The following is a 23934-nucleotide window of genomic DNA, read 5'->3' as shown; positions in this document are numbered from 1 at the left end:
AACCCGGAACTGGAAGGCCGGATGCTGAAGGAATTCGAGCGCATCAAGGCCGGGTTCTGATCCCCGCAAGCGGCGGGCCCTGACGCCCGCCGCCCCGCCGTTTTTTCCGCTCGAACCTTTTGCCAACCACTTGCCAATCAATGAGCTACACGTCAGTCGACCGTACTTGTGTTAGCGGCGCAGGGAAGCTCAGAGCCGGCATCACGTTGCTCAACGAAGGTTTTAACACTGATTGATACGTTCATCTCTCGCTCAGAATTCCGTGGATTGGCCTGTCCGCCATCAACTTACCTACTTCAGTTGATGACGGACAAATTCTTGGTCAAAGATTTTGTTGCGGCCCACCGGAATGGCCGCAATTCCCTCTGCCATGCAGCGGGAGGAATTCGGCGGTGCAGCGCACCGGCGCGCTGCGAGCGCGCGCAGCGAATTTTGACACTTCCGCTCAGGGCTCACTGCTGACCTCGAATGCGCTGCAGCATCCACGGGCTCCAGATCGCCCGGCTAGGCGCGACCGGCCCATTGCGGACCTTCGCCCTACCTTCACGTTGCTGCAGGCGCAGCCTGCTTTCCGGTCATTCGCCGCACGAGCAAAATCTGGAGATGATCGAACTCGCAGTCTGCCGGACGAAGTGTGAATTCGCAGCTCCTGCGCCTATGGCCGGTTTAGGCGCTTCGCGCTTATGCTGCACATTCGAAAGTAAAAATCTGGCATTCTGCGTCCAGTAGCCGATTTTTTGGAACTGGCGGCAGGTAATTTTCAACCCTTCGTCGCAAGCCAGTGAATTTCCACCTGTACAGAACCTGACTGAACACTAGCTCGTGGTTGAATGTATTCTTCATCTAACAGCAGAAAATGGAGAAGTGAAATGGCATTCTTTAGATTACTTGTATCGTGCGCTCGAGTCGGCGCCGCTCTGCTTGCGTCAGTATCGATGGGTTGGGCATGCACCGGGATCATGCTGACAGGAGCAGATGGAAGCATCATTCGCGCAAGAACCGCAGAATGGGGGCCGTTCGACCTCGAAACGAAAATTAATGTTGTCCCTAAGGGCTTCGTTTATAGCGCTGGCGAGATGCCTGACGGAGCGGAAGGAGCGTCTTGGACTGGCCGCTTTGGCGTAGTCGGCATCAGTATGCTGGACCATGGAGCGCCTGCCGACGGGATCAATGAGACCGGTTTGACCGCAGGGCTGTTTTATCTGCCGGGCTTCACGGATTACCAGGAATACTTACCTGAGCTCGCCGGCAATTCCATTCCTGGCGACTTGCTTGCCAGCTATGTCTTGTCAAACTTTGAAACGGTTGATGAGGTGCGGGCCGGTCTTGAGGGCATTCGTGTCGTGAGCGTTGTGGATGAAACGCTCGGCTTTCCGTTTCCCCTTCACATGTTGGTGGCAGACCGCTTGGGCGGGAGGATTGTCGTCGAGTATATTGACGGTGAGCTAACTATCTTTGAGGCTCCGCTTGGTGTTATCACCAATTCCCCGACCTACGACTGGCACATGACGAACCTCAACAACTACGTCAATTTGTCCGCCCTCTCGATTCCCCAGGTTGAGGCCGCCGGGGTGACGTTCGCGCCGCTCGGAGCGGGAAGCGGCATGATCGGCTTGCCAGGAGACTTCACCCCCCCATCACGCTTTGTCCGAGCTGTTGCCTTCTCGCAAACAGCACGAGAAACCGAAGGCGGCTACGATACAGTGCGTGAGGCGTTTCGAATCCTCGACAACTTCAATATTCCCGCTGATGCCGCTGAGGGCGCAGATGACGACGTCCAGTCGGAGGACTTGCTCTTCAGCGCAACCCAAGTCACGACTGCAAGTGACTCGCAAAACCTCACCTATTACTATCACACGATGTACGACCGGACCGTGCATATGGTCGATCTCAAGCAAATCGACTTCGGAGCCATGGGCGGCGAGATGATCGTCTTCCCGACAAGTGGTGATCGCGAGCCCACAATTGTCGATATGACGCCAACCAATTGAGATTTAATAATCTCGGGCGGCAGAAACGGCAGCCGCCCGAGACACATGTAGCCTCAAAGTAGCCTACGTTGCATGCTTGTCAGGACAATCTTCATCACCGGACGCAGCGCGTACGCCTTGATCAGCGCTCACAAATCAACTGAATCTTTTGGTTGTGTTGGGCCCGACGTCTAAGGTAGACGCCAGGTCCCGCCAAACCGCATCAGGAAGCTTTCGCGTCGCGACGGGTAACTGCCACCACTAAGCAGTTCAATCATGTGCTCTGCAAAGGGCGGCGGGATTGGTCCTGAGCTATCGTTTTGAGCGCAGCATCGCACTTCACTTGATGGCTGAATTTGAGCCTGGTTCTGTTCACAGCGGTGATGCCTGAAAGGCTTCGAACTTACGTTTCAAGTTTTCTGTATCAGCTGCAGTCCAGTTCCTTGGCTGGGTCACAGCAATCCAAGCATCAATGTATTCAGCAGGGATAAAATTATGCCCGTATCCTTGCGAAACAGATGTGGCCATGGGGATATCAAAGGCAACCTGAAGAAAGGTGACCAGCGGAAACCATCGGAAGTACGGAGACACGTCCCGGCCCCGGTATTCCCCCAGCCAGCCCGGCTTTGACATGGCCAACTCAGCTGAGAAGAAGCTCATCGGATCGCTGGCATGCTGCAGGTAGACTATTCGCAATGGTCCCCATTCCGAAAACCCTTGAGGGTCAAATCCGTCCTGGTTCATGAACCTGATCAAAGCACCGTCCCGGTAACGCGGCCGCCATTGGGGGGACCCGCTCTCACGGTTCCGGGTAATAGATGACCAGGTGCGACTGGCGAATGGCGGCCCAGCCCAAACAGCCCCATTGATTGGATCTGCAAGCAGTTCAACAAGATCAGTGGAAGCCTCAGACCCAAGTGCTCCCAAACTCAAACCAAACAGGTACAGGCGCGGCCGCTTGTTCTTTGGCAACGCCTTCCAATGTTCGAAAACCTCTCGAAATAGGGCTCTCGCAGCCTGTCGTGAACGTGTTGGGTCAACCATTAGCGTCAACCAGCTAGGAAGGTAGGAATACTGCATCGACACGATTGCAAGGTCGCCGCTATGCAGAAAAGCCACCGGTTGTATGGCTGCCGGATCCAACCATCCAGTCCCGGTGGGTGTTGCAACTATCAGGACAGACCGGTTGAAGCCCCCAGCACGTGTGAGTTCTGTAACTGCAGCCTTTGCGCGGTCTTCCAGCGTTTCTGCAGTATTCACGCCCGCGTATACACGAATTGGCTGCTTAGCTGGCCGGTTTGTAAATGCTTCGATCTGCTGGCGATCCGGTCCGCTCGTCAGAAACAGCTTTCCATTGCGGCCGATATCTTCCCAATCGATAAGCTGTACAGATGTTTCGAACCCGGAGGGGGGCTCCACACCAGCGTCAACAATCCTGTCGACTTCGGCAAAGGCTTGATCGAGAAACGCCAGCATATTCCGCACGACTAAGCCATCGAAAAGCGAACCGGCAACAACTGCCACAATGATTGCGCCAGCTCCGATAGACACTCTTTTTGGCATCAATCTGGCACTCCACCTAGCCACACGCTTAGCCGACCAAAACAGAGTGCGAGCCAGGAGCATCAAGGCTACCACTGCAACAAGCGCGATGGAGGCCACGCGGAAGGGATAGGCACTGTCGACAGGCTCCATTTCCATCACCAAGCGAATAGAGTTCTGCCACAGGGTGATGCGACTTAGTGTGAACACCACAGCCAGAACAGATGCAGCAAGGGCAATCTGGCACAGGCGGGTTCTCCAAATTCCTCGCACTTGCCGAAACTCTAGAAACTCCCAGAGGAGCCGCAGAAGGTTGCCTATTGAGTAGCCTGCGATAAACGCGACACCTGACAATGTGCCTTGGACTTCCGGAACCCTTGGTAAAAGCGATGGGGTGAGAGATGCGCAGAACAACGCCATCCCCACCAGCACTCCCACAACCGACAGAGACCGTAAAAACACAAAAACCATACCCCGACTCTGAACTTAACCCGCGCACAGGAGTCAAACTAAATCGATGACATAGATTGAATGTGCCGCATCAAGAAAGCCGCGAAGTGAACCTGTGGGGATAGTCTCAAACAAGGGGCGCAGGCGCATCGCCTCGGATCTGGAACAGGTCGGCGTAGATCTCGGGATTTTCGCCGTTCTGATCGGAGCGGAAGATACGGAGCGCCGCAAGCCTCATCCTGATCCTGATCAGCCCCACCTGAGTGGTCCGGTTTGATTGCTAGTGCATGACCGGCCTTTGATCCATCAAAACGATGGTTTCCGGCGCGGTTGCAGTACCGTTACCAAGTACATCAGCTTAGCGCAGACAGCCGACGTTGCTGCCTTATACAGCGGACGGCGAGTTCGAGTTCTATAACTCGGACGCAAATCACAGTGCTTCAACCAAATCCAAGGAACCACTGAATTATGAACGCGTTCGCTAAATCGACAAAGAAAGCTGACACCAAAGGCAAAACAATAAACGCCACTGGCGAAGGACCATAGCGTTGTGTGACTGCGGTCATATTTGCAATGGCGGTTGGCGTCGCACCCAAAGAGAAGCCAGCGAAACCCGCCGAAATCACTGCTGCAAAGTAGTTTTTTCCCATCAGGCGGAAGACAATGAATATGATGAATAGAACGGCCGCGATTGATTGCAAAAGCATGGTGGTTATTAGAACGCCAGCACTGCTGGCGAGCGTCCACAACTCCATACTCATCAGCGACATTGCCAGAAATACTGACAGGCTGAATTCGGAGATCACGTTCATCGCAGGAGTGCCTGCGGGCCATTTGAGCTTAGAAAACAAGGGCGGCAGCAAGTTCGACAATAAGATGCCGCTTAAGAGGCACGGCACGAAAAGCGGCAGTTTAATCCCTGCTGCCTCAAGTGCTTCGAACACTGAATACCCAATCGCGATGGCGATGTGAATCCAGAGCACGCAATTCATCAGGTCTACATGGGTAACGGTTGAAGGTTGCTCGGTGATTGGCTCTGCAACCGTCGCAACTTCTTCTTCTGAGTTCTCGACACTCTTTAGATCGTTCTTTTGGGTGAGAAAACGAGCAATGGGACCACCCAGAACACTGGCCAAAATCAGGCCAACCGTCGCAGTGGCTATTCCTAGCTCCGAAGCCCCGGTGACTTGGTAGTTGCTCTCAATGGTCGGCCCCCATGCGATGGCTGTGCCGTGGCCGCCGATTAAGGATGCGGTACCCAGCAGCACACCTGCTTGTGACGGCATACCGAACAAGAGCGCACCAATCATGCCCACCACATTCTGCACGAGCATAAAGGCTATCGTGAGCCCAAGCATGAGTACAAGAAGTGGTCCCCCCTTTAGCAGGTCAGCAAAACGGGCGTTTAGACCAACAGTCGTGAAAAAGTAGACCAACAAAAAATCTCTGGCGCTTAGTTCGTAACTGATCGCCCGACCTGTGCCCAGAACCACAAGTAAAGCCAGAATGGCCGCCAGGAGACCTCCGCTGACTGGCTCTGGGATGCTGTACTTAGACAAGACTGCATAGCGACGGGTCAACCGTGCACCGAGAAAATAGACCAATATCCCAATTGTAACGGCGCCAAAGCTGTCAATTTCTATCGGATCAAGCATTTCCATGGTGTTTGTGTCGCTGTCCAAGCAAGTGAATTTCTGTCAGTTACGTTGGGATCGGTTTTATCTAAGTTTTGAGCTTGAAGAGTTAGATCAGATATCCTTTTTGATTTTGCTCGGAGGTATCCCAGCCCACCTCTTGAATGCGTGCGCGAAGTTTACTGATTACCGATGTTACATGCGTTGCGGGGCAGATAACGCAAGTTTTTTCTTCGGCGGCAGCATTTTCCCGCTCTGCTTCCCGTTGGCCTGGAAAAAATGCTGCGGTAGAGGCCGACGTATGCTTTGACGTGTGGCGTCGAAGCGTTAAGCCTCGCCCCATTGCAGAAAGAGGATAGGTTTGCAACTGGCGCCAACTGCGCTTCGCTACCCCTGGTGTGGAGCGCAGCATCAGTCGGGACCGCCTCCCCATACTGGATGGCTGCTTTCGGGAAAACGACCCTAATGCTTCGCACTTGCCGCGAAATGCGCGCTGCACCTGGTACGAGTGTTACGAAGAGCCGCGAGCAGCCAAGTGCGCTTGCAGCATCCAGGGCATGGGGCGATGGCTGCAATGGGCTCAGAGCCGACTTGCGGCGATGCGGCAGCTGGGTTGCAGCGAAACCTCACCGGAACCCTCCCGACAGATGGCACAAGCAGCCCGAAGCCGACCTCCGGCCGCTGCATGGCCGCGAAGAGTACGCATGCAGGCCGGGCGGGAAGCAGCCGTTCGCTGCGCCAAACATGAATGTCCAGATTACGGAAAATGTGCGCAACGCCCGTCTGTGAATGTACGGCGCCTTGGTATTGGCGGCGTTCGTCGACAACTGGGTGATCCAAGGGGTCATTCACGCAGACAGTTTCCGGATCAGAGCAATTGTTGACTGGTCCTTGCCCTCAGATGAGGCGCCCTTGATCATTGGCACCAGGGCGCTGGCCAGTTCCTTGCCCAATTCCACTCCCCATTGATCAAAGGAATTGATCCCCCAAATGGCGCCTTCAACGAACACCCGATGTTCATACAGCGCGATGATCTGGCCGAGGGAGTACGGCGTCAGCAGCGGATAGGCCAGCGTCATCGAAGGGCGGCTGCCTGGAAAGGTCCGGTATGCCGCTTGGACGCGCTGCTCGTCACCGGTATAGCCAAGCGCTGCAGCAATCTCCAAAGCCTGCTCCAAGGAGCGGCCAAGCATCAGCGCTTCAGATTGGGCCAGGCAATTCGCCTTCAGCAAATCATGATGTTCCCGCAGACTGGGTTCATGACTGCGCGAAGCCACCAGAAACTCGGCGGGGATAATTTCGGTTCCCTGGTGCAACAGCTGATAAAACGCATGCTGCCCGTTGGTTCCCGCTTCGCCCCAAACAACGGGTCCAGAGCCGCGTACCAACTGGTCTCCGCCGTTTGAAACACGCTTGCCGTTGCTCTCCATGTCAAGCTGCTGAAGGTAGGCGGGCAATTTGGCCAGACGCTGGTCATAAGGCAGGATTGCACGTGTCGGATGGCGGCAGATGTTTCGGTGCCAAATCCCTACGAGCCCCATAAGCAAGGGCATGTTTTCCCGCGCGGGAGCGGTCACGAAATGTGTATCCATCGCCCGGGCACCCGCCAGAAAGTTGCGAAACTCCGCTGGACCAATGGCCAGCATGATCGGAAGGCCCACTGGGCCCCAAAGCGAGTAGCGGCCGCCAACCCAATCGGAAAAGCCAAAAACACGCTCTGGGCTGATCCCCATGCCGGCGGTCTTGTCCAGCGCAGTGGATACGGCGGCCAGATGGGAAACGGCTGCGTCCCCCAGCGCATTCTTCAGCCAGCTGTTCGCCGTTTCGGCATTGGTCATCGTCTCAATCGTGGTGAAGGTCTTTGACGCGATGATGATCAGCGTCGAGCGGGGATCGAGCTTGCGCAGCGTGTCGGATATCTGGGCGCCGTCGACGTTCGAGACGAAGTGGCAGTGCGGTCCGTTGTGATAAGGGCTCAGCGCCTGAACGGCCATGACTGGCCCGAGGTCGGAGCCGCCGATGCCGATATTCACGACATCGGTGAATGCCCCGCCCCCTGCGGTTGCGATGCGGCCCGAGCGGATGCCGTCGGCAAAATCCTCCATCGTTTGCAGGGTTTTCCTTATCCCCGGACGCACGTCCTCACCATCAATTACCAGCGGTCCGCCATCGCCGGCACGCAGGGCTGTATGAAGCACCGCCCGGTCTTCGGAGCGGTTGATCCGCTCGCCGCGGAACATGGCATCGCGTTGACCGGCAACGTCCCGCATCTCGGCCAGTTCCAGCAGCAGATCAAATGCCGCACCGTCGATGCTGGTCTTTGAGAAGTCCAGCAGCAGCCCGTCTGCTTCAACCGAAAACCTGTCAAAGCGCTGAGGGTCGTCGAACAGGGAAATGATCGGCCGCCCTTCTGCCGCGCTGTGGTTCTCCTGCAGCTTGGTCCAGATATCCATCATGCGTTTCCCCCCAGTTGCGCGGCCTGTCTGGCCAGCAATTCAATCCCGTCCCAGTTCCCGGCCGCAATCAGATCCTTCGGCGCGACCCAGCTGCCACCCGCACACAGCACGTTGCCGAGGGACAAATAGCTTCCAGCGTTTGCGGGACTGATGCCGCCGGTGGGACAAAAAGTGATCTGCGGCAGCGGTGCGCCAATGGCTTTCAAGGCCGGGGCGCCTCCTGACGCCTCCGCAGGAAAAAACTTAAGCATGTCGTAGCCGCGCGCCAGCAGCCGCATGGCCTCGGTCGCGGTTGCAGCGCCCGGCAGCAGCGGCAGCTGTTCCGCCTCGCAGGCAGCCAGAAGCTCATCGGTCGCACCGGGTGAAACCCCGAAGGCTGCTCCGGCGGCCTTGGCGGCGCGGACATCCTCCGGCGTGATCAGCGTGCCGGCGCCGACATGACCGCCCGGAACCCCAGACATGGCGCGGATCGCCTCCAGCGCGTCCAGGGTGCGCAGGGTGACTTCCAGGGCGGGGAGCCCTCCCGCGACCAGCGCTTCGGCCAGCGGGCGGGCTGTGGAGGCATCTTCAATAACCAGCACCGGAACAATCGGGGCAAGGCCGCAGATTTCGCGGGTCAGCCGGCTGGCATCTTTGGGGGGCAGAGTCATGGATTAGGCTCCGAAAATGGAGGCGCCGTCCGTTGCGGCGCTGACAGAGTTTCTGAAGGCTGCGAACAGCTCGCGGCCGGTCCCGGACTGATTGGCGGTCAGGTCCGCAACCACCGCCGGGCGCTCGCAGACACCTTCGGTCAGGATATCGAGTGTTCCGGCTGTGGCATCCACACGCAGGAGGTCGCCGTCCTGCAGGCGGGCAATTGCGCCGCCATCGACGGCTTCGGGGCTGACATGGATCGCGGCGGGCACCTTTCCAGAGGCGCCTGACATGCGGCCATCGGTGACCAGGGCAACCTTCTGGCCGCGGCCCTGCAGGATCGCCAGCAGCGGCGTCAGGCTGTGCAACTCAGGCATGCCATTTGCCTTTGGCCCCTGGAAGCGCACAACCACGATAACATCCCCTGTAAACTCACCGGCCTTGAAAGCGGCTTTGACTTCGTTCTGATCGGCGAAGACGCGCACCGGCGCCTCGACTACCTGATGTTCAGGCGCCACGGCAGAGACTTTCATGACCGCGGTACCAAGGCTGCCGGTCAAGCGCTTGAGGCCGCCGGTTGGCTGGAACGGGTCGTGAGGTGGGCGCAGGATGGCCTCATTCAGACTGCGGCCCGCGCCGTTGCGCCAAGCCAGAACACCATCGTTCCAAACGGGCTCCCGAGTATAATTCTCCAGACCCTCTCCGGCCACGGTCATGGTGTCCGGATGCAGCAGCCCGGCTTTCAGCAAGCGGCCGATCATGTAACCAAGGCCGCCTGCGGCATGGAAATGGTTCACATCCGCAAGCCCGTTGGGATAGACCCGTGCCATTAGCGGGGTGACTTCGGAGAGATTCGAGAAATCTTGCCAGTCGAGCATGATCCCGCCCGCACGTGCCATGGCCACCAGGTGGATTAGCAGGTTGGTCGAGCCGCCAGTGGCATTCAGTCCGACGATCCCGTTCACAAAGGCCCTTTCATCAAGAATGCTGCAGACTGGCGTGTAGTGATTGCCAAGCGCACTGAGCGATAAGGCGCGTTTTGCGCCTTCCTGGGTCAGGGCATCGCGCAGCGCGGTGTCCGGCGGCACGAAGCTGGCGCCTGGCAGGTGCAGCCCCATGAATTCCATCAGCATTTGGTTGGTGTTGGCTGTGCCGTAAAAGGTGCAGGTGCCCGGCCCGTGATAGGCGGCCATCTCAGCAGCCAGCAGCGTATCCCGGTCAACTTCACCCGCTGCAAATTGCTGGCGGACTTTGGCCTTTTCGTCATTGGCCAATCCGCTGACCATGGGCCCCGCGGGCAGGAAGACAGTGGGAAGATGGCCAAAGGCCTGGGCGGCAATGACCAGCCCGGGCACGATCTTGTCGCAAACCCCCAGATAGACGGCGGCGTCGAATGTCGCGTGGCTGAGCGCAACTGAGGCCGCCAGCGCAATCACATCGCGGGAAAACAGGCTCAGCTCCATGCCCGCCTCCCCCTGGGTGACGCCATCGCACATGGCAGGCACCCCGCCGGCCACCTGCGCGGTGCCGCCAGCCTCGCGGGCTGCCTGCTTGATCAGGGCCGGAAAATGCTCAAAGGGCTGATGGGCCGACAGCATGTCGTTATAGGCGGTGACGATGCCGAGGTTGCCTGCATTGCGCTCGACCAGTTGCGCCTTGTCGCCACCGGAAGCGGCATAGGCATGAGCCTGGCCGCTGCAGGACAGATGGGCGCGAGCCGGGCCCTTTTCCGCGGCCCGGTGCATTCGGTCCAGATAGGCGGCTCGAGTGGTTTCGCTGCGGGCAATGATCCGATCGGTCACGCGCAGAAGAGTGTCATTGAGCTGGCTCATTGGTGCGTTCCCTTGGGAAAACAGATTGGCGGGACGTTACAGAAGAGGTGAGGTTTGGCCGGGGCGAGGCTGGTGCAATCCTGATGCATTGCTCAGCCCCCGATCTCGCGCCACCGCCGGCCCTCGCGGTGCAGCAGCATCAGGGCGTCCTCGGGGCCAGACCCTCTCGGATCGTAGGGAGACGGGGCAGGCCCGAAGTCCTCCCAGCTGGCAATGATGGGGTCGGCCCAGGCCCAGGCAGCCTCTACCTCGTCGCCGCGCATGAACAGCGTCTGGTCGCCGCGGATCACGTCCATGATTAGGCGTTCGTAGGCATCTTGCGGTTCAGCGCGTTCCCTCAGAGCCTCGGCAAAGGTCATGTCCAGGGACACTTCCGCGAGGCGGAAACCGCCCGGACCCGGCTCCTTGATCGTGTTGCGCAGGGTGATGCCTTCATCCGGCTGCAGGCGGATGATCATCGCGTTGCTGCGCCGCCCGGCCATGTCCGGAAATATCATGTGCGGCGGGTCGCGGAACACCACCGCAATTTCGGAACAGCGCGCCCGCAGCTTTTTGCCCGTGCGCAGGTAGAACGGCGTGCCCGCCCACCGCCAGTTGCCGATATTCACTTTCATGGCGATGAAGCTTTCGGTGCTGCTGTGCGGGTTGCCGGCATGGTCGCGGTAGCTGCCCGCGCTGCCTTGGGCGCGGTACTGGCCGCGCACGATGTCCGATGGCGCCACCGGTTCCAGCGCCTCGATCACCTTGACCTTCTCATCGCGCACCGCGTCGGAGGTAAAGCGCGACGGCGGCTCCATCGCGGTCAGGCACAAGAGCTGCATCAGGTGGTTCTGCACCATGTCCCGCATCGCACCGGAGCGGTCGTAATATTCGCCGCGCCCCTCGACACCGAGGCTTTCGGCCACGGTGATTTGCACATGGTCCACATGGGTGGAGTTCCACAAAGGCTCCCACAGGGCGTTGGCAAAGCGCAGCGCCATCAGGTTCTGCACGGTTTCTTTGCCCAGATAGTGGTCGATCCGGTAGATCTGATGCTCGTCGAAGTTGCGGCGCAGATCCGCATTCAAATCCCGCGCCGACGCCAGATCGTGACCGAAGGGCTTTTCCACCACAACCCGGCTGTTCGCCGATGCGATGCCCCGGCTTTTCAGATTGGACGCGATGGAGCCGAACAGCGCAGGCGAGACCGAGAGATAGAACGCCTGCACCACATCCGACCTGATCGCCTGCGCCAGAGTGTCCCAACCGTCCTCGCCTCCGGCATCGACACGAACGTACTCCAGGCTGGCCAGGAACTTTTCCAGCAGGGCTGACCGTTTGGCCGCCTGCGGCGCAAATTCCAGCAGGCTGGCATGCACCGCCTCGATGAACTCCGCCCGGTTCATCGCTGAGCGGGCAGTGCCGATGATGCGTGCCCCCTCCGGCATCTGCCCCACCGCAAACCGGTGAAATAGGCCAGGCAGGATTTTGCGGCGTGCAAGATCGCCGGTGGCACCGAACAGGACCAGGTCAAAAGGATCGACGGGGATGACACGGGACACCATCAGCTTAGCCGACCCGCTTGAAGGGCGCCCCGGCCCGCGGCTTGCGGCCAATGGCGGCGAACTGGATGGTCATGGCGTTTTCTCCTGACGGCCTTGCTGCGGGTCATAGTTTGAAACTCCGGCGGTAGCGCTAACATTTCTGAGCGGAAAAGAGGACAAGAAAGTGCGCATTTACAGCTCTCCGGCCCAGGGCGGATTGGCGCCGGAGCGGGACACCGTAACGGCGGCCACTTTTGCGCCATGCGCCATTGCCTGCTGCAGAACGTCAGGCGGCAATGCGGCCAGCTCCGGTTTTGTCAGCCGGCCAAGCTCGGACAGTTTGGCGAGAACACCCGCATTGAAGGTGTCGCCGGCTCCGACGGTGTCGGAAATTCTGGCCCGAACAGCAGGCACATGCACTTCGCCGCCGTTCGCAAGATACCCGGTTGCACCTTCGCCGCCGCGGGTCAGGATCAGCACCGACGGCCCCCGTTCCAGCAGGATGGACACTTTCTCGCTCAGCGACAGCGGGTCCGGCAGCAGCCAGTTCAGATCCTCGTCGGACACTTTCACGAGATCCGCCTGCGCCACCATGCGGTCCAGCCGGGCGCGGTACCTGGCGATGTCCTTGATGAACCTGGGGCGGATGTTCGGGTCAATCATCACTGCGCGATCCGTGGCTTCGCGGTCCAGCAGCGCGGCATAGGCATCGGCGCAGGGCTCAGAGGCCAGGCTGATCCCGCCAAAAAACAGGGCCGAGACCTCCTGAGGAAGCTTTGGCATATCCCCAGGCATCAGCATGCGCCCGGCTGAGTTCTCGTCGAAGAAGCAATAGGTGGCATGGCCATCCACCAGGCGTACAAAGGCCAGCGTGGTGGGGCGGCCGGACTGGATCACCAGCGAAGTGTCAACATGACTGGCCTTCAGCGACTCGGCCAGCTGCCGCCCGAACATGTCGGTAGACAGGCCGGTCAGCATCCCGGCCCGCACCCCAAGCCGCCCCAACGCAATTGCTGTATTGAACACCGCCCCTCCGGGATGAGGCACAAACCCGTCCGGTCCGTCCGCAGTTGGCGCGGGGATCATGTCAATCAGGGCTTCTCCACTGCATAGGATCATGTTTCTAAGCCCCCCTTGGCCTGCTCATGCCCGGTATAGGCGCGTAAAGCAGCTTCGCATCCTTCCGACCAGATCAGGCTAAGCCAGCGCGAAAACTCCACAGCGAACCATTGGTTGCCGGCCAGATCACCGTAGATATCATGCTGCTCGAGCCAGGCTTGCGGACGCAGCCTTGCGGCCATTGCAGCCTCAGCCAGCGCGTCCCAATAGGGGTCGTTGGCCTCAATCCCGGTGCTGTCCTCCCGGGTGCCTGCACACATGCGCGCCCAAAGCGCCTCGACGAGGCTCAGGCCTGCGATCGGGCCGCCTGCTGCCAGTGCATCCCGCAGAATGGGATGGACAAATCCCGGGTGCCGGGAGGAGCCGTCAAAGGCTACCCGCCGGACCGTGTCGCGGATGGCGGCGTTGGAAAACCGCCGCTCGATCAGTTCGGCATAGTCTTGCGGGTTCATTCCCGGAACCGCTGCAACGTAAGGGGCAATCTCCTCTAACTGGACCTTTTGGAACAGCGCGGCAATCAGCGGATGCTCCATGCAATCGGCGATGGTCTCCATCGACAGCATCTCTCCGGCATTGGCCAAAACCTGGTGGCCCGCATTCAAAATGCGGATTTTCATCACCTCGTAGTCATGCACGGAGGGTGTGAACACTGCCCCGGCCTTATCCCAGTCGGGCCGGCCCGCACAGAAGCCATCCTCGATCACCCATTGGCGGTAGTTTTCATGGGTGACGGGGGCGGCATCTTCGATGCCCAGCTCACGGGCAAGGGCGATTTCGACGGGACCGGTTGCGGGCACAATGCAGTCGACCATCGAATTCGGGAAACTGCAGGTCTGATCGATCCAATCCGCCAGCTCCGGGTTGGTGAGCCTTGCCAGCGAGACCACCGCCTGCCGGGTGGCGTTGCCATTGCCGCGCAGGTTGTCGCAGCTTTGAACGGTAAATGGGCCGGCTCCGGCATCGCGCCTGGTTTTCAGCGCAGCTGCAATGGCTCCGAAAACAGTGCAGGGACGGGTTGGATTCTCCACGTCATGACGAATGTCGGGGTGCCGCACATCCAGCCCGCCGGTTGCCGGGTCCAAGAAATAACCGCCTTCGGTCACGGTCAGCGACACGATACGAATTGCGGGATCGGCCATGGCGCGGATCAGCGCGCCGTTCCCGTCTTCTATCGGCAGGTAATCGATCATCGATCCAGTGATCTCGGCCGAAACGCTGCCAGGCGCCAGTTCAATCAGGGTGGTCAGACAATCCTGCGCCAGCAGTTTCTGCCGCATCGCGGCATCATACGGGCGTACCCCGGCGCCGATGATGGCCCAATCCTTTGCCAGGCCCTGCTGCATCAGCCGGTGCAGATACCAGGCCTGGTGCGCGCGGTGGAAATTGCCGAGGCCGATGTGGATGATCCCCGGCTTCAGTGAGGCGCGGTCGTATCCGGGACCTGCAACACCTTCGGGCAGATCCTTCAGCGCCTCCTGGCTCAGTTTAACCGGCGTAAGTTGTGCTGTTTCGCGTTCCATCAGCTCATCCATTGTCCACCGTCCACGTTGTAGGTTTGGGCGACGACGTAGCTGGCTTCGTCAGAAGCCAGAAAAACGGCCATGCCGGTCAGGTCGTCCGCCCGCCCCATGCGCCCATAGGGCACCGCCTGCGCCACCTCTTGCTTCTTCTGACCCGGCGCCTTGCCCTCATATTTTGCAAAGAGCGCATCGACGCCGTCCCAGTGCTCACCCTCCACCACGCCGGGAGAGATGGCGTTCACGTTGATCCCGTGCCGGATCAGATTGAGGCCGGCGGATTGGGTCAGGCTGATGATGGCAGCCTTGGTTGCGCAATAGACGGCAACCAGCGGTTCTCCGCGGCGGCCCGCCTGGCTGGCCATGTTGATGATCGTGCCGCCCTCGCCGCGTTCAATCATGTGCCGGGCCACTGCCTGCAGAGTGAACAGGGTTCCGGCGACATTGACCGCAAAGGTGCGCTCATAGTCTTGGCGCGTGATTTCACTAACCGGAGCGGCGGTGAAGACGGCCGCGTTGTTGATCAGGATGTCAATCCGGCCCAGCTCTGAGACCGTTTCGGCAACGGCCTGTTCGATACTGGTCTGATCGGTGACATCCAGCCGGACGGCAATCGACCCGCCACCCAGTTCCTCAGCCGCTGTCTGCGCGCCGTCGAAATCAATATCAGCAATAGCCACACGGGCCCCTTCACGGACATAAGCCTCCGCGAAGGCGCGGCCGATCCCGCGGGCGCTGCCGGTGATCAGCGCTGTTTTGCCTGCCAGCCGTTTCATGCGATCCGCAGCCCTTCTGCGTCGAATTTGTGAATCACATCGGCGCGCGGGGTCATGAAGATGCGGTCCCCGTGGCGGAACCCGACTTCGCCGTCAGCGCGCACGGTGATGGTTTCTGCCAGACCGGTGCCGTGGACGTGAAAGAATGTGTCCGAGCCCAGATGTTCTGAGACGCTGACCACACCCGACCAGGTGCCTGCCTCGCCGGACACCTCGATATGCTCGGGACGGATGCCAATGGTGTGGGCGCCGTGTTTAGCGGCTTCTTTGCCCTCGATGAAGTTCATCTTGGGTGAGCCGATGAAGCCGGCCACGAACTTATTACGCGGAGTGTGATAAAGCTCGAGCGGCGAGCCGACCTGTTCGATCACACCTGCCTGCAGCACTACGATCTTGTCGGCCATGGTCATGGCTTCGACCTGGTCATGGGTCACGTAGATCATCGTGGTTTCCAGCCGTTCATGCAGTTCGGAGATCTCCAGCCGCATTCCAACGCGCAGGGCCGCATCAAGGTTCGACAGCGGCTCGTCGAAGAGAAAGGCCGAAGGTTCCCTCACGATGGCGCGCCCGATGGCCACCCGCTGGCGCTGCCCGCCAGACAGCTGGCCGGGACGGCGGTCCAGGTAATCGGTGAGGTTCAGCGCATTGGCGGCGGCTTCGATGCGGCGGTTCTGTTCCTCGACCGGGACTTTGGCCATCTTCATCGGGAAAGCGATGTTCTTGCGCACCGACATATGCGGATAGAGCGCGTAGGACTGAAACACCATCGCCAGGCCGCGCTTGGCGGGCGGAACATGGGTGGCGTCCTGCTTGTCGATGCGGATCTGGCCGGAGGATACGTCCTCCAAACCGGCGATCAGCCGCAGCAAAGTGGATTTCCCGCAGCCCGAGGGGCCGACAAAGACCGTGAACTCACCGTCGTCGATGGTCAGATCCAGCGGGGGGATAACTTGCACGTCGCCAAAGCTTTTAGAGACTTTGTCAAGAGTGATGCGTCCCATTTTGATGTCTCCTTATTTCACAGCGCCGAAGGTCAGGCCGCTGACAAGTTGCTTCTGGCTGAACCAGCCGAGGATCAGGATCGGGGCAATGGCCATGGTGGAGGCCGCGCTCAGCTTGGCGTAGAAAAGACCTTCAGGGCTGGAATAGCTGGCGATGAAGGCGGTGAGCGGTGCTGCCTTGGCCGCAGTCAGGTTGAGCGTCCAGAAGGCTTCGTTCCAGGCCAGGATCACATTCAGCAACAGCGTCGAGGCGATGCCGGGAATGGCCATTGGCGTCAGGATATACAGCACCTCTTCGCGCAGGGTGGCACCATCCATCCGGGCCGCTTCGAGGATCTCCCCGGGGATTTCCTTGAAGTAGGTGTAGAGCATCCAAACGATGATCGGCAGGTTGATCAGCATCAGCACGATCACGAGGCCAATCTTTGTGTCCAGCAAGCCCAGTTTGATGAACAGCAGGTAGATCGGGTAAAGAACGCCAACTGCTGGCAGCATCTTGGTGGACAGCATCCACAACAGGATGTCTTTGGTCCGCTTCGAGGGCACAAAGGCCATCGACCAGGCGGCGGGCACCGCGATGATGATACCCAGGATGGTGGAGCCCCCGGCGATGATGATTGAATTCCACAAGAACCGGCCGTAGTCGGAGCGCTCCTGCACCACCGAGTAGTTCTCCAGCGTCCAGTCAAAGAACAGGAAGACCGGCGGGTCGCTGATAGCCTGGGCTTCGGTCTTGAAGCTGGTCAGGATGGTCCAGAGGATCGGGAAGAAGATCAAGAGGCCCACACCCCATGCTAGGGCAGTATTCAGGGCTTTGCGTTGCGATGTGGTTGCACGTGCCATGAGGGCCTCCTTACGCGTCCAGGTTCTTGCCGACGATGCGCATCAGGAAGATGGCAACGATGTTGGCGAGGATGATGGCGTAGACACCGCCGGCCGAGCCGAGCCCGATGTTCTGGCTCTCCAGCACGCGCTGGAAGATCAGGTAGGTCAGGGTCTTGGTGCCAAAGGCGCCCTGGGTGGTGACAAAGATTTCTGCGAAGATCGAAAGCAGGAAGATCGTCTGGATCAGCACCACCACGGTGATGGCGCGCGACAGGTGCGGCAGGGTGATGTAGGCAAAGCGCTTCACCGGCGGCGCACCATCCATTTCCGCGGCCTCCAGCTGTTCGCTGTCCAGCGACTGGATGGCGGTCAGCAGGATCAGCGTTGCGAACGGCAGCCATTGCCAGCTGACGATCAGGATGATCGACTGCGTCGACGCCTCGGTCAGCCAGACCAGCGGCTCGGCGCCGAAGGCCCGCCATACATGCGCCAGCAGACCGTTGACCGGGTCCATGAACATGTTCTTCCAGACCAGCGCCGATACGGTGGGCATCACGAAGAAGGGCGCGATCACCAGGATGCGGACGACGCCGCGGCCCCACATCGGCTGGTTCAGCAGGATCGCCAGCAGAACGCCCAGGACCACGGTGATGGCCAGAACACCGCCGACGATCACCAGTGTCGCCTGTACGCTGGGCCAAAAGGCGCTGGAGGAAACGAAGCGGACGTAGTTGTCAAAGCCGACCCAGCCCAGATCGCCGCCCCGCAGCGGCAGGAACTTCTTGAACGAGAAATAGAGCGTCATCGTCAGTGGCACGAGCATCCAGCCCAGAAGCAGGATCACGGCCGGCGCCATCATCAGCCGGGCGGCTGTGCGGGCGTGTTTCGTGCCGCTCTGGTGGTCCGCCGCAGCGGGCTGGCTTGCCGGCTTGGGCGCGGGCGGGGCCATCGTCAGCCGGTCCGCGGGTTGGGAGTGTTGCGTTGCCATTTGGTGTACCTCCTCCGTTGACGGCACGCGTGCCGCCTTGGACGATTATGCGCTCTGGGGGATCGCTGGGGCCAGAGGGCGGCGGCTTGGCCGCCCCCGGGTGTCCGTGCGGGAGATCAGTAGCCTGCGGCTTCCATCTCGTCGGTTGTCAGTGCCTGAGCCTTGGCCAGAGCTTCATCGACGCTTTGCTGACCAGCCAGCGCAGCTGCAAATTCCTGGCCGACCTGGCCAGCGATGCCGGCGAATTCGGGGATCGCTGCGAACTGGATGCCGACATAAGGAACCGGGTCTACCGTCGGATTGGTGGGGTCGGCCGACAGGATGCTTTCCAGCGTCATCCGGGCAAATGGCACGTCCTTGTAGTTGGGGTCTTCATACAGAGAGGTGCGCGCACCTGGCGGCACGTTGGCCCAGCCTTCTTTCGCGGCCACCAGCTCAATGTATTCCTTGGAGGTGGCCCACTGGATGAACTCCTTGGCAGCATCCGTTTTCTGGGTGCCTGCAGGGATACCCAACGCCCAGGCCCAGAGCCAGTTGCCGCGTTTGCCCTTGCCGGTGTCCGGCGCCAGCGCAAAACCGACCTTGTCGGCGATTGTTGAGTCGTTGGGGTTGGTCACGAAGGACGCCGCCACGGTGGCGTCGATCCACATGCCGCATTTGCCCTGCTGGAACAGCGACAGGTTCTCGTTGAAACCGTTGTTCGACGCGCCCGGAGGGCCGGCGTCGTTCATCAGGTTCACATAGAACTCCAGGGTTTCCTTCCACTCCGGCTGATCAAACTGGGCTTGCCAGTTCTCGTCGAACCAGCGCGCACCAAAGGCGTTGGCGGTGGCGGTCAAAAAGGCCATGTTCTCGCCCCAGCCGGCCTTGCCGCGCAGGCAGATGCCATAGATCCCGTTGTCCTTGTCGGTCATGGCGCGGGCGGCCTCGGCGACGAACTCCCAGGTCGGGGCGTCTGGCATCTCAAGGCCAGCCTTCTCCATCAGGTCGGTCCGGTACATGATCATGGAGCTTTCGCCATAAAACGGCGCGGCATAAAGCGTGCCATCGACGCTCAGGCCGCCGCGCATGGCCGGCAGGATATCATCGGCGTCATATTCAGCAGGCAAGTCATCCAGCGGCACCAGCCAGCCGTTCTTGCCCCAGATCGGGGTTTCGTACATGCCGATGGTCATGATGTCGAACTGGCCGCCCTTGGTGGTGATGTCGGTGGTCACACGCTGGCGCAGCACGTTTTCCTCCAGCGTCACCCATTCGACGTCGTGGCCGGTCTTGGCGGTGAAATCGTCTGTCAGACCCTGCATCCGGATCATGTCGCCGTTGTTTACGGTGGCGATGGTGATGGTCTCGGCAGAGGCACTGCCTGCTGCGATCAGTGAAATGGCCGTTGCCGCACCCAATGCGTACTTAGCAAACATCCTCTACCTCCCTGTTGAGATGTCGCCTCCAAGATTACCGGCGCCAGTGTGCTGGCGTCAATTTATTTTTTACGCGCGTAAAGTTTAAGGTACTTGCCCGAGAAATCAGCAGCTTAGGCGGACCCCCGCATGACCAGCCGGCCATCAAACAGGGTTTCCTCCCGCGAATCAGCCGGTTTTTCCGCCTCAATAAGGTTCATCAGTGTTTCGGCACTTTTCCGGGCGATGGCTTCGTAATCCTGCGAGACCGTCGTCAATGTCGGGCAAGTGTAGCGGGAGAACGGGTGGTCATCATGCCCGGCTACCCGCATGGTGCAGTCTGTGCCCAGACCAACCCTTATCCCAGCCTCATAGGCCGCCGACAGGAAGCCGATAGCAAGGCGGTCATTGCTGCACAGGATCGTATCGGTTGGCAGGTTCCTGTCACGGACCACCCGAGTTCCTTCCCGAAAGCCGATCTCTTCAAATTCCCAGCCTTCACCGGCGGCCTGGATCAAATGCGGTGTGTGGTTCAGCCGTTCCATGGCGGCGAGATAGGCGTGGCGCCGTTTGTAGGCGTTAGGGTTCGAGGGCTCCTTCATCTCAAAGAATGCCGGTGGTTCGCCTGTCCTGCATAGGTAGTCCACAATAAGATCAATGCTTTGATCATTGTTTGAACCCACAAATGCCAGGCCCGCGGAGCCTACATTGGCGTCAAACAACACCGTCGGAACCTCTTCGCAAAAGGCGGCAATGCGCGCCTGATCCGATGCCCGCCCCAAGGGGGCCAGCAGAACACCAGCCGGTTTGAGCAGCCGCAGATTCTCGAGGTTTTCGATCTCCTGATCTGGGCTGCCGTGGGAGCCCAGCAGGACCGGCCGGTACCCGGTGCTCAGAATGTGCTCTTCAATATTTCGGGCGATTTCCGCAAAGAAGGGGTCAGCCAGATAGGGAACGATGATTCCGATGTTCTTGGTCAAACGGCGGTTCTGATTGATTGCATAGAGGTTGGGCCGGTAATCGTAGCGGTCGAGCGCAGCTTCGATGCGCTGCCTGGTCGAGGCCCTTACGCTGGACGGGTCGTTGAAGAATTTCGACAGCGTCGGACGGGAAATGCCGCTGACCGCCGCGAATTCCTCCATGTTCCGTATCTTTTTGTCATCCATGAAGGGGTCCGCTTTGTCTGCACTGGGTATGGCAAGGTCAATGCGACCCTGCCAGAAAGGCTTCCGTCATAGTAATTGACGCGCGAAAAATTTCCCACCCTGTTTCGAAAATGGCATCACCACTTCTGGAAAACATGTGCCGCAACACCGTATGTGCGCGTCTCCCTGCGGCGATGCGATGAGCATTTATCAATGCAAGAAAGACGTTCTTGAAGATGGTATCTTAACCTTGGTGGGCCAAAGGAATTCGGAGTTAATCACTATGCCAGCGTCCTGCACAGCCATCGCCAGCAGGTATGCCTAAGAGAGATACCGGAACGGCAGCGCTGCGCACTCGCCGCACTGAGTCAGGGTGATTTCTGATGAGGACACCAAGGGAAAATTGGTTCACTCAACGCTGATCTCTTACCCCCACAGCGACGGACAATCCGGTTGAATTGAGTAGACACCGGCCAGCCAAGAATGCTGCGCAGTAAACCGAAAGTCCGGTTAGAGGAATCTGCGCTGCAGAAGACGCTAAGCTTTGGACGGCAGCTAAGGGCCGTCCTTTACGAACCGCTGGCTTGGTTCAAGGCGGATGCTGCGCCGCATCCGAGGTCGGCTGCGAGCCCATTTTGCAAGATGTCGCGCGCTGCATCAATGGCAGGTTTGCTATCCTTGCTGCAGGAGCGCCTCCACAATTTTTCTAGGTCCATGCAACAATGTGGTCGATCAAGAGGCGCGAAAGAGAACGCCGCCGGCTGGTGCCGGGCCAGACGCCATAGGTGCCTAGATCCGGAATTGACCAGTCAGGGAGCACTTCAGCAAGGGTTCCGTTTTCCAGCTCTGGATCTGCCACCAAGGCAGGCAGTCTTTGGATCCCCAAACCTGCGCAAAGCGCAGACCGCAAGGCGGCAAAGCTATCGACAACCACGCGGCCCCGATTGGTGTGCAATGTTCTTTGGTCTTCGCCCTTTGTGAGGACAACCTGATCAATCAGACCTTCCATGGCTACAAAATCTGCGGTTTTCAGATCATCCGGCGTTGTCACGCCCGAAAGGGTTGCCAGATAGGACGGTGCGCAAACGAGCTTTCTGCCTGCGCTGCCCAAACGGCGCGAGCGCAGATTGGAATCGGGCAAGTCCCCCACACGCAAGGCCAGATCAATCCCTTCGGCCACCAGGTCAAAATTGCGGTCAAGGTAGCGGACGGTAAGTGCCACCGCCCGGTGCTGAAACGCGAAATCCCAGATGGCCCGTTCGTAACTGCTGCCTGCCATAAAGGCAGGCAGGGTTATAGTAAGTGCTCCGGCTGGCTCATTGCTGATGTCAACGACGCTGTTCAACCCGTCTTCAGCAGCTGCAACCATGCGCTGCGTGTGCTCAAGAAGCCTCTTGCCCTCACTGGTCAGCGAAAGCGAGCGGGTAGACCGGTAGAACAGCGTGATACCGAGCCGGTCCTCCAGCTTGGTCACATGCTGGCTGATCCCCGAAGTGGCCAGCCGCAGCCGTCGGCCCGCAGCCGAGAAACTGCCGGTTTCAGCGACAGTAGCGAAAATGGCCATGGCGCGAAGGTCATCGATCATCTTTCATCCTGACTGAATAATGATTTCAACATGATCCATATTATTGAAAAGCGCTGCGACCGCTAGCTTGTTGCCAGAAGAGGACCTTGAACATGACACTCATCAGCATCTTTGTTGGGCTTCTCTCGGCCTTTTTTCTGTTTGCCAGTTCGATCAAGATTTTCGGCTGGCAAAAGTTTATCTTCGACACCCAATTAACGATGTTCATAAAGTACGGCCTGAACCGGCAGATCATGATGCTTGTCGGTCTTGCCGAGTTGTTCGGAGCAGTTGCAATCTGGTTTCAGGGCTCAGTGTTTGGAACCTTGGGGGCACTGGCGCTCCTCGGCACCTCAATCGGCGCCGTCGGGTGCCACCTGATCTGGGACACATGGAAAGAAGGCGTTCCTGCGATGATCACAGGCATACTTTCTGCCGTTGTCGTGTGGTCGTGAATTCCGGCGCTCTTGGGCCTCCTCGGACTTTTCTAGTTCGCGCAGTTGGAGAAAAAACATGACAGAGAGCATCCGCGTTTCAAATGCAAAGGGTCTGTATCTGGAAGGCATTCGCGACGGCAAAATGGCCGAGGCCCTCGAAAAGTATACAGGCGATAGATATACCCAGCACTCCACTGGCGTGCGAGACGGCAAGGAGGGGTTCATTGAATTCTTCACACCCTTTCTGGAACGCAATCCTGTCCGTGACATTCAGGTAGTGCGAACCATCGAGGACGGGCGTTTCGTTTTTTGCCACGTCTACCAAAGCCTCAACAACGGCGAGGCGCAGTGGGTCACCGGCGACATATTCGACACCGATGATGAAGGCCGTATCGTTGAGCATTGGGACGTCATCGCCGAATACAAATGGCCGACTGTTTCCGGGCGCACCATGGTGGACGGCCCCACCGGGATTGAGGATCTAGACCAGACAAAGGCGAACAAGGCCTTAGTGCAGGACTTTGCCGAAAAGGTGCTGATAGACGGGCGCACCGATCTGGCACCCAACTACATCTCCGCCGGCCAATACGACCAGCACAACCCCGAAACAGGCGACGGGCTGGAAGGCTTGGCCAAGCACCTGAAAGAGGTGATGAGGAGCGGCCAGGCCGCGCAATATGTGAAAATTCACCGTTTGCTGGGCGAGGGCAACTTCGTGGTGATCTACAGCCATGTGAAACAAGGCGGTGATGACTGGGCCTTCTTCGATCTGTTTCGCCTCAAAGGGGGCAAGATCGTCGAGCACTGGGACATTCAGGAAAAGATCGGTCCAAAGGAGACCTGGAGAAACTCGGGCAAGTTCTAAAGCCGCGTTCCACTCAAGCAGTCATTGCAAAATCGGTAACAAATTTTGGCTCCGTCCGGCGCTATGTGAGTTCACCGGCGCCAAGTCCTCGCAGTCGCGGCGAACGGCAGAAACGGCGGGCTGCACCACAGAATCAGGATGCTGTTGCCAAGGTCGGGAATGGGCCGTTTTCACCTGTTCAAACCCGCTGCGCGCAAACCCTGTTGATAGCGTTTGAGATCTTCCGGTCGCGCGAATGGATGCGTGCGTTCTGCCACTTG

General features: G+C 59.1%; 20 protein-coding genes. 4 read left to right on the top strand and 16 right to left on the bottom strand.

Annotation, left to right across the window (positions count from 1 at the left end):
* The first annotated feature begins 959 nt into the window (after positions 1 to 959).
* Positions 960 to 1991: a linear amide C-N hydrolase gene (locus LHL23_RS22445; protein WP_264181312.1), complete on the top strand. Its 1032-nt coding sequence runs from the start codon at positions 960 to 962 to the stop codon at positions 1989 to 1991.
* Positions 1992 to 2342: 351 nt separating this feature from the next.
* Here LHL23_RS22445 and LHL23_RS22440 read toward each other — a convergent pair whose 3' ends face one another.
* Positions 2343 to 3983, bottom strand: a complete 1641-nt coding sequence (locus LHL23_RS22440) for an alpha/beta hydrolase (protein ID WP_222482408.1) — start codon at positions 3981 to 3983, stop codon at positions 2343 to 2345.
* A gap of 94 nt (positions 3984 to 4077) precedes the next feature.
* Between LHL23_RS22440 and LHL23_RS23615 the strand changes: the two genes are divergently transcribed.
* Entirely contained in the window at positions 4078 to 4239 is a 162-nt protein-coding gene (locus tag LHL23_RS23615; protein WP_226431622.1) for an HAD hydrolase-like protein, read from the top strand.
* Between the two features lie 163 nt (positions 4240 to 4402).
* Here the strand turns inward: LHL23_RS23615 and gltS are convergent, their stop codons facing one another.
* The 15 genes from gltS to LHL23_RS22360 form a co-directional block, all read right to left on the bottom strand.
* Entirely contained in the window at positions 4403 to 5623 is a 1221-nt protein-coding gene (gene gltS / locus LHL23_RS22430; RefSeq protein WP_319005227.1) for a sodium/glutamate symporter, read from the bottom strand.
* Between the two features lie 82 nt (positions 5624 to 5705).
* Positions 5706 to 6008, bottom strand: a complete 303-nt coding sequence (locus LHL23_RS22425; protein ID WP_226431621.1) for a hypothetical protein — start codon at positions 6006 to 6008, stop codon at positions 5706 to 5708.
* A gap of 436 nt (positions 6009 to 6444) precedes the next feature.
* On the bottom strand, positions 6445 to 8052 hold the full coding sequence (pgi, locus tag LHL23_RS22420; protein ID WP_226431620.1) for a glucose-6-phosphate isomerase: 1608 nt from the start codon (positions 8050 to 8052) through the stop codon (positions 6445 to 6447).
* On the bottom strand, positions 8049 to 8702 hold the full coding sequence (gene eda, locus LHL23_RS22415) for a bifunctional 4-hydroxy-2-oxoglutarate aldolase/2-dehydro-3-deoxy-phosphogluconate aldolase (protein WP_226431619.1): 654 nt from the start codon (positions 8700 to 8702) through the stop codon (positions 8049 to 8051). Before eda ends, pgi begins: the two co-directional genes overlap by 4 nt.
* A 3-nt stretch (positions 8703 to 8705) precedes the next feature.
* Entirely contained in the window at positions 8706 to 10517 is a 1812-nt protein-coding gene (edd, locus tag LHL23_RS22410; protein ID WP_226431618.1) for a phosphogluconate dehydratase, read from the bottom strand.
* A gap of 92 nt (positions 10518 to 10609) precedes the next feature.
* Positions 10610 to 12061, bottom strand: coding sequence for a glucose-6-phosphate dehydrogenase (gene zwf, locus LHL23_RS22405; protein WP_226431617.1), 1452 nt, complete (start codon positions 12059 to 12061; stop codon positions 10610 to 10612).
* A 171-nt stretch (positions 12062 to 12232) separates the two neighbouring features.
* The gene (locus LHL23_RS22400) at positions 12233 to 13159 is read right to left on the bottom strand and encodes a carbohydrate kinase family protein (protein ID WP_226431616.1); all 927 of its coding nucleotides are present in this window, start codon (positions 13157 to 13159) and stop codon (positions 12233 to 12235) included.
* Positions 13156 to 14691 carry a mannitol dehydrogenase family protein gene (locus tag LHL23_RS22395; RefSeq protein ID WP_226431615.1) on the bottom strand — a complete coding sequence of 512 codons (1536 nt, stop codon included), beginning with the start codon at positions 14689 to 14691 and terminating at the stop codon, positions 13156 to 13158. The genes LHL23_RS22400 and LHL23_RS22395 overlap by 4 nt, the downstream gene beginning before the upstream one ends.
* Positions 14679 to 15452, bottom strand: a complete 774-nt coding sequence (locus LHL23_RS22390; protein WP_222482400.1) for an L-iditol 2-dehydrogenase — start codon at positions 15450 to 15452, stop codon at positions 14679 to 14681. The genes LHL23_RS22395 and LHL23_RS22390 overlap by 13 nt, the downstream gene beginning before the upstream one ends.
* Positions 15449 to 16453 carry an ABC transporter ATP-binding protein gene (locus tag LHL23_RS22385; protein ID WP_222509976.1) on the bottom strand — a complete coding sequence of 335 codons (1005 nt, stop codon included), beginning with the start codon at positions 16451 to 16453 and terminating at the stop codon, positions 15449 to 15451. The genes LHL23_RS22390 and LHL23_RS22385 overlap by 4 nt, the downstream gene beginning before the upstream one ends.
* Positions 16454 to 16465: 12 nt before the next feature.
* Entirely contained in the window at positions 16466 to 17296 is an 831-nt protein-coding gene (locus LHL23_RS22380) for a carbohydrate ABC transporter permease (RefSeq protein ID WP_226431614.1), read from the bottom strand.
* Between the two features lie 10 nt (positions 17297 to 17306).
* Positions 17307 to 18137 (bottom strand): carbohydrate ABC transporter permease, encoded by an 831-nt coding sequence (locus LHL23_RS22375; RefSeq protein ID WP_222482410.1) that lies wholly within the window; start codon positions 18135 to 18137, stop codon positions 17307 to 17309.
* Positions 18138 to 18382: 245 nt separating this feature from the next.
* Positions 18383 to 19684: an ABC transporter substrate-binding protein gene (locus LHL23_RS22370; RefSeq protein WP_226431613.1), complete on the bottom strand. Its 1302-nt coding sequence runs from the start codon at positions 19682 to 19684 to the stop codon at positions 18383 to 18385.
* Positions 19685 to 19797: 113 nt separating this feature from the next.
* The gene (locus LHL23_RS22365; protein ID WP_027256042.1) at positions 19798 to 20829 is read right to left on the bottom strand and encodes a LacI family DNA-binding transcriptional regulator; all 1032 of its coding nucleotides are present in this window, start codon (positions 20827 to 20829) and stop codon (positions 19798 to 19800) included.
* A gap of 685 nt (positions 20830 to 21514) precedes the next feature.
* A complete protein-coding gene (locus LHL23_RS22360) occupies positions 21515 to 22393 on the bottom strand; it encodes a LysR family transcriptional regulator (RefSeq protein ID WP_226431612.1) in 879 nt (292 codons plus the stop codon).
* A 92-nt stretch (positions 22394 to 22485) separates the two neighbouring features.
* Here LHL23_RS22360 and LHL23_RS22355 point away from each other — a divergent pair, with 92 nt between their 5' ends.
* Together LHL23_RS22355 and LHL23_RS22350 are read left to right on the top strand one after the other, a co-directional pair.
* On the top strand, positions 22486 to 22827 hold the full coding sequence (locus LHL23_RS22355; protein ID WP_019294427.1) for a DoxX family protein: 342 nt from the start codon (positions 22486 to 22488) through the stop codon (positions 22825 to 22827).
* Positions 22828 to 22885: 58 nt separating this feature from the next.
* Complete coding sequence (locus LHL23_RS22350; RefSeq protein ID WP_226431611.1) at positions 22886 to 23674, top strand: nuclear transport factor 2 family protein; 789 nt, start codon at positions 22886 to 22888, stop codon at positions 23672 to 23674.
* Positions 23675 to 23934: the final 260 nt, after the last annotated feature.

The organism is Leisingera sp. McT4-56 (assembly GCF_020514995.1).
Taxonomy (GTDB): domain Bacteria; phylum Pseudomonadota; class Alphaproteobacteria; order Rhodobacterales; family Rhodobacteraceae; genus Leisingera; species Leisingera aquaemixtae_A.
The sequence above is the reverse complement of the archived record's forward strand: the minus strand, read 5'-3'. Positions and strand labels throughout refer to the sequence as shown.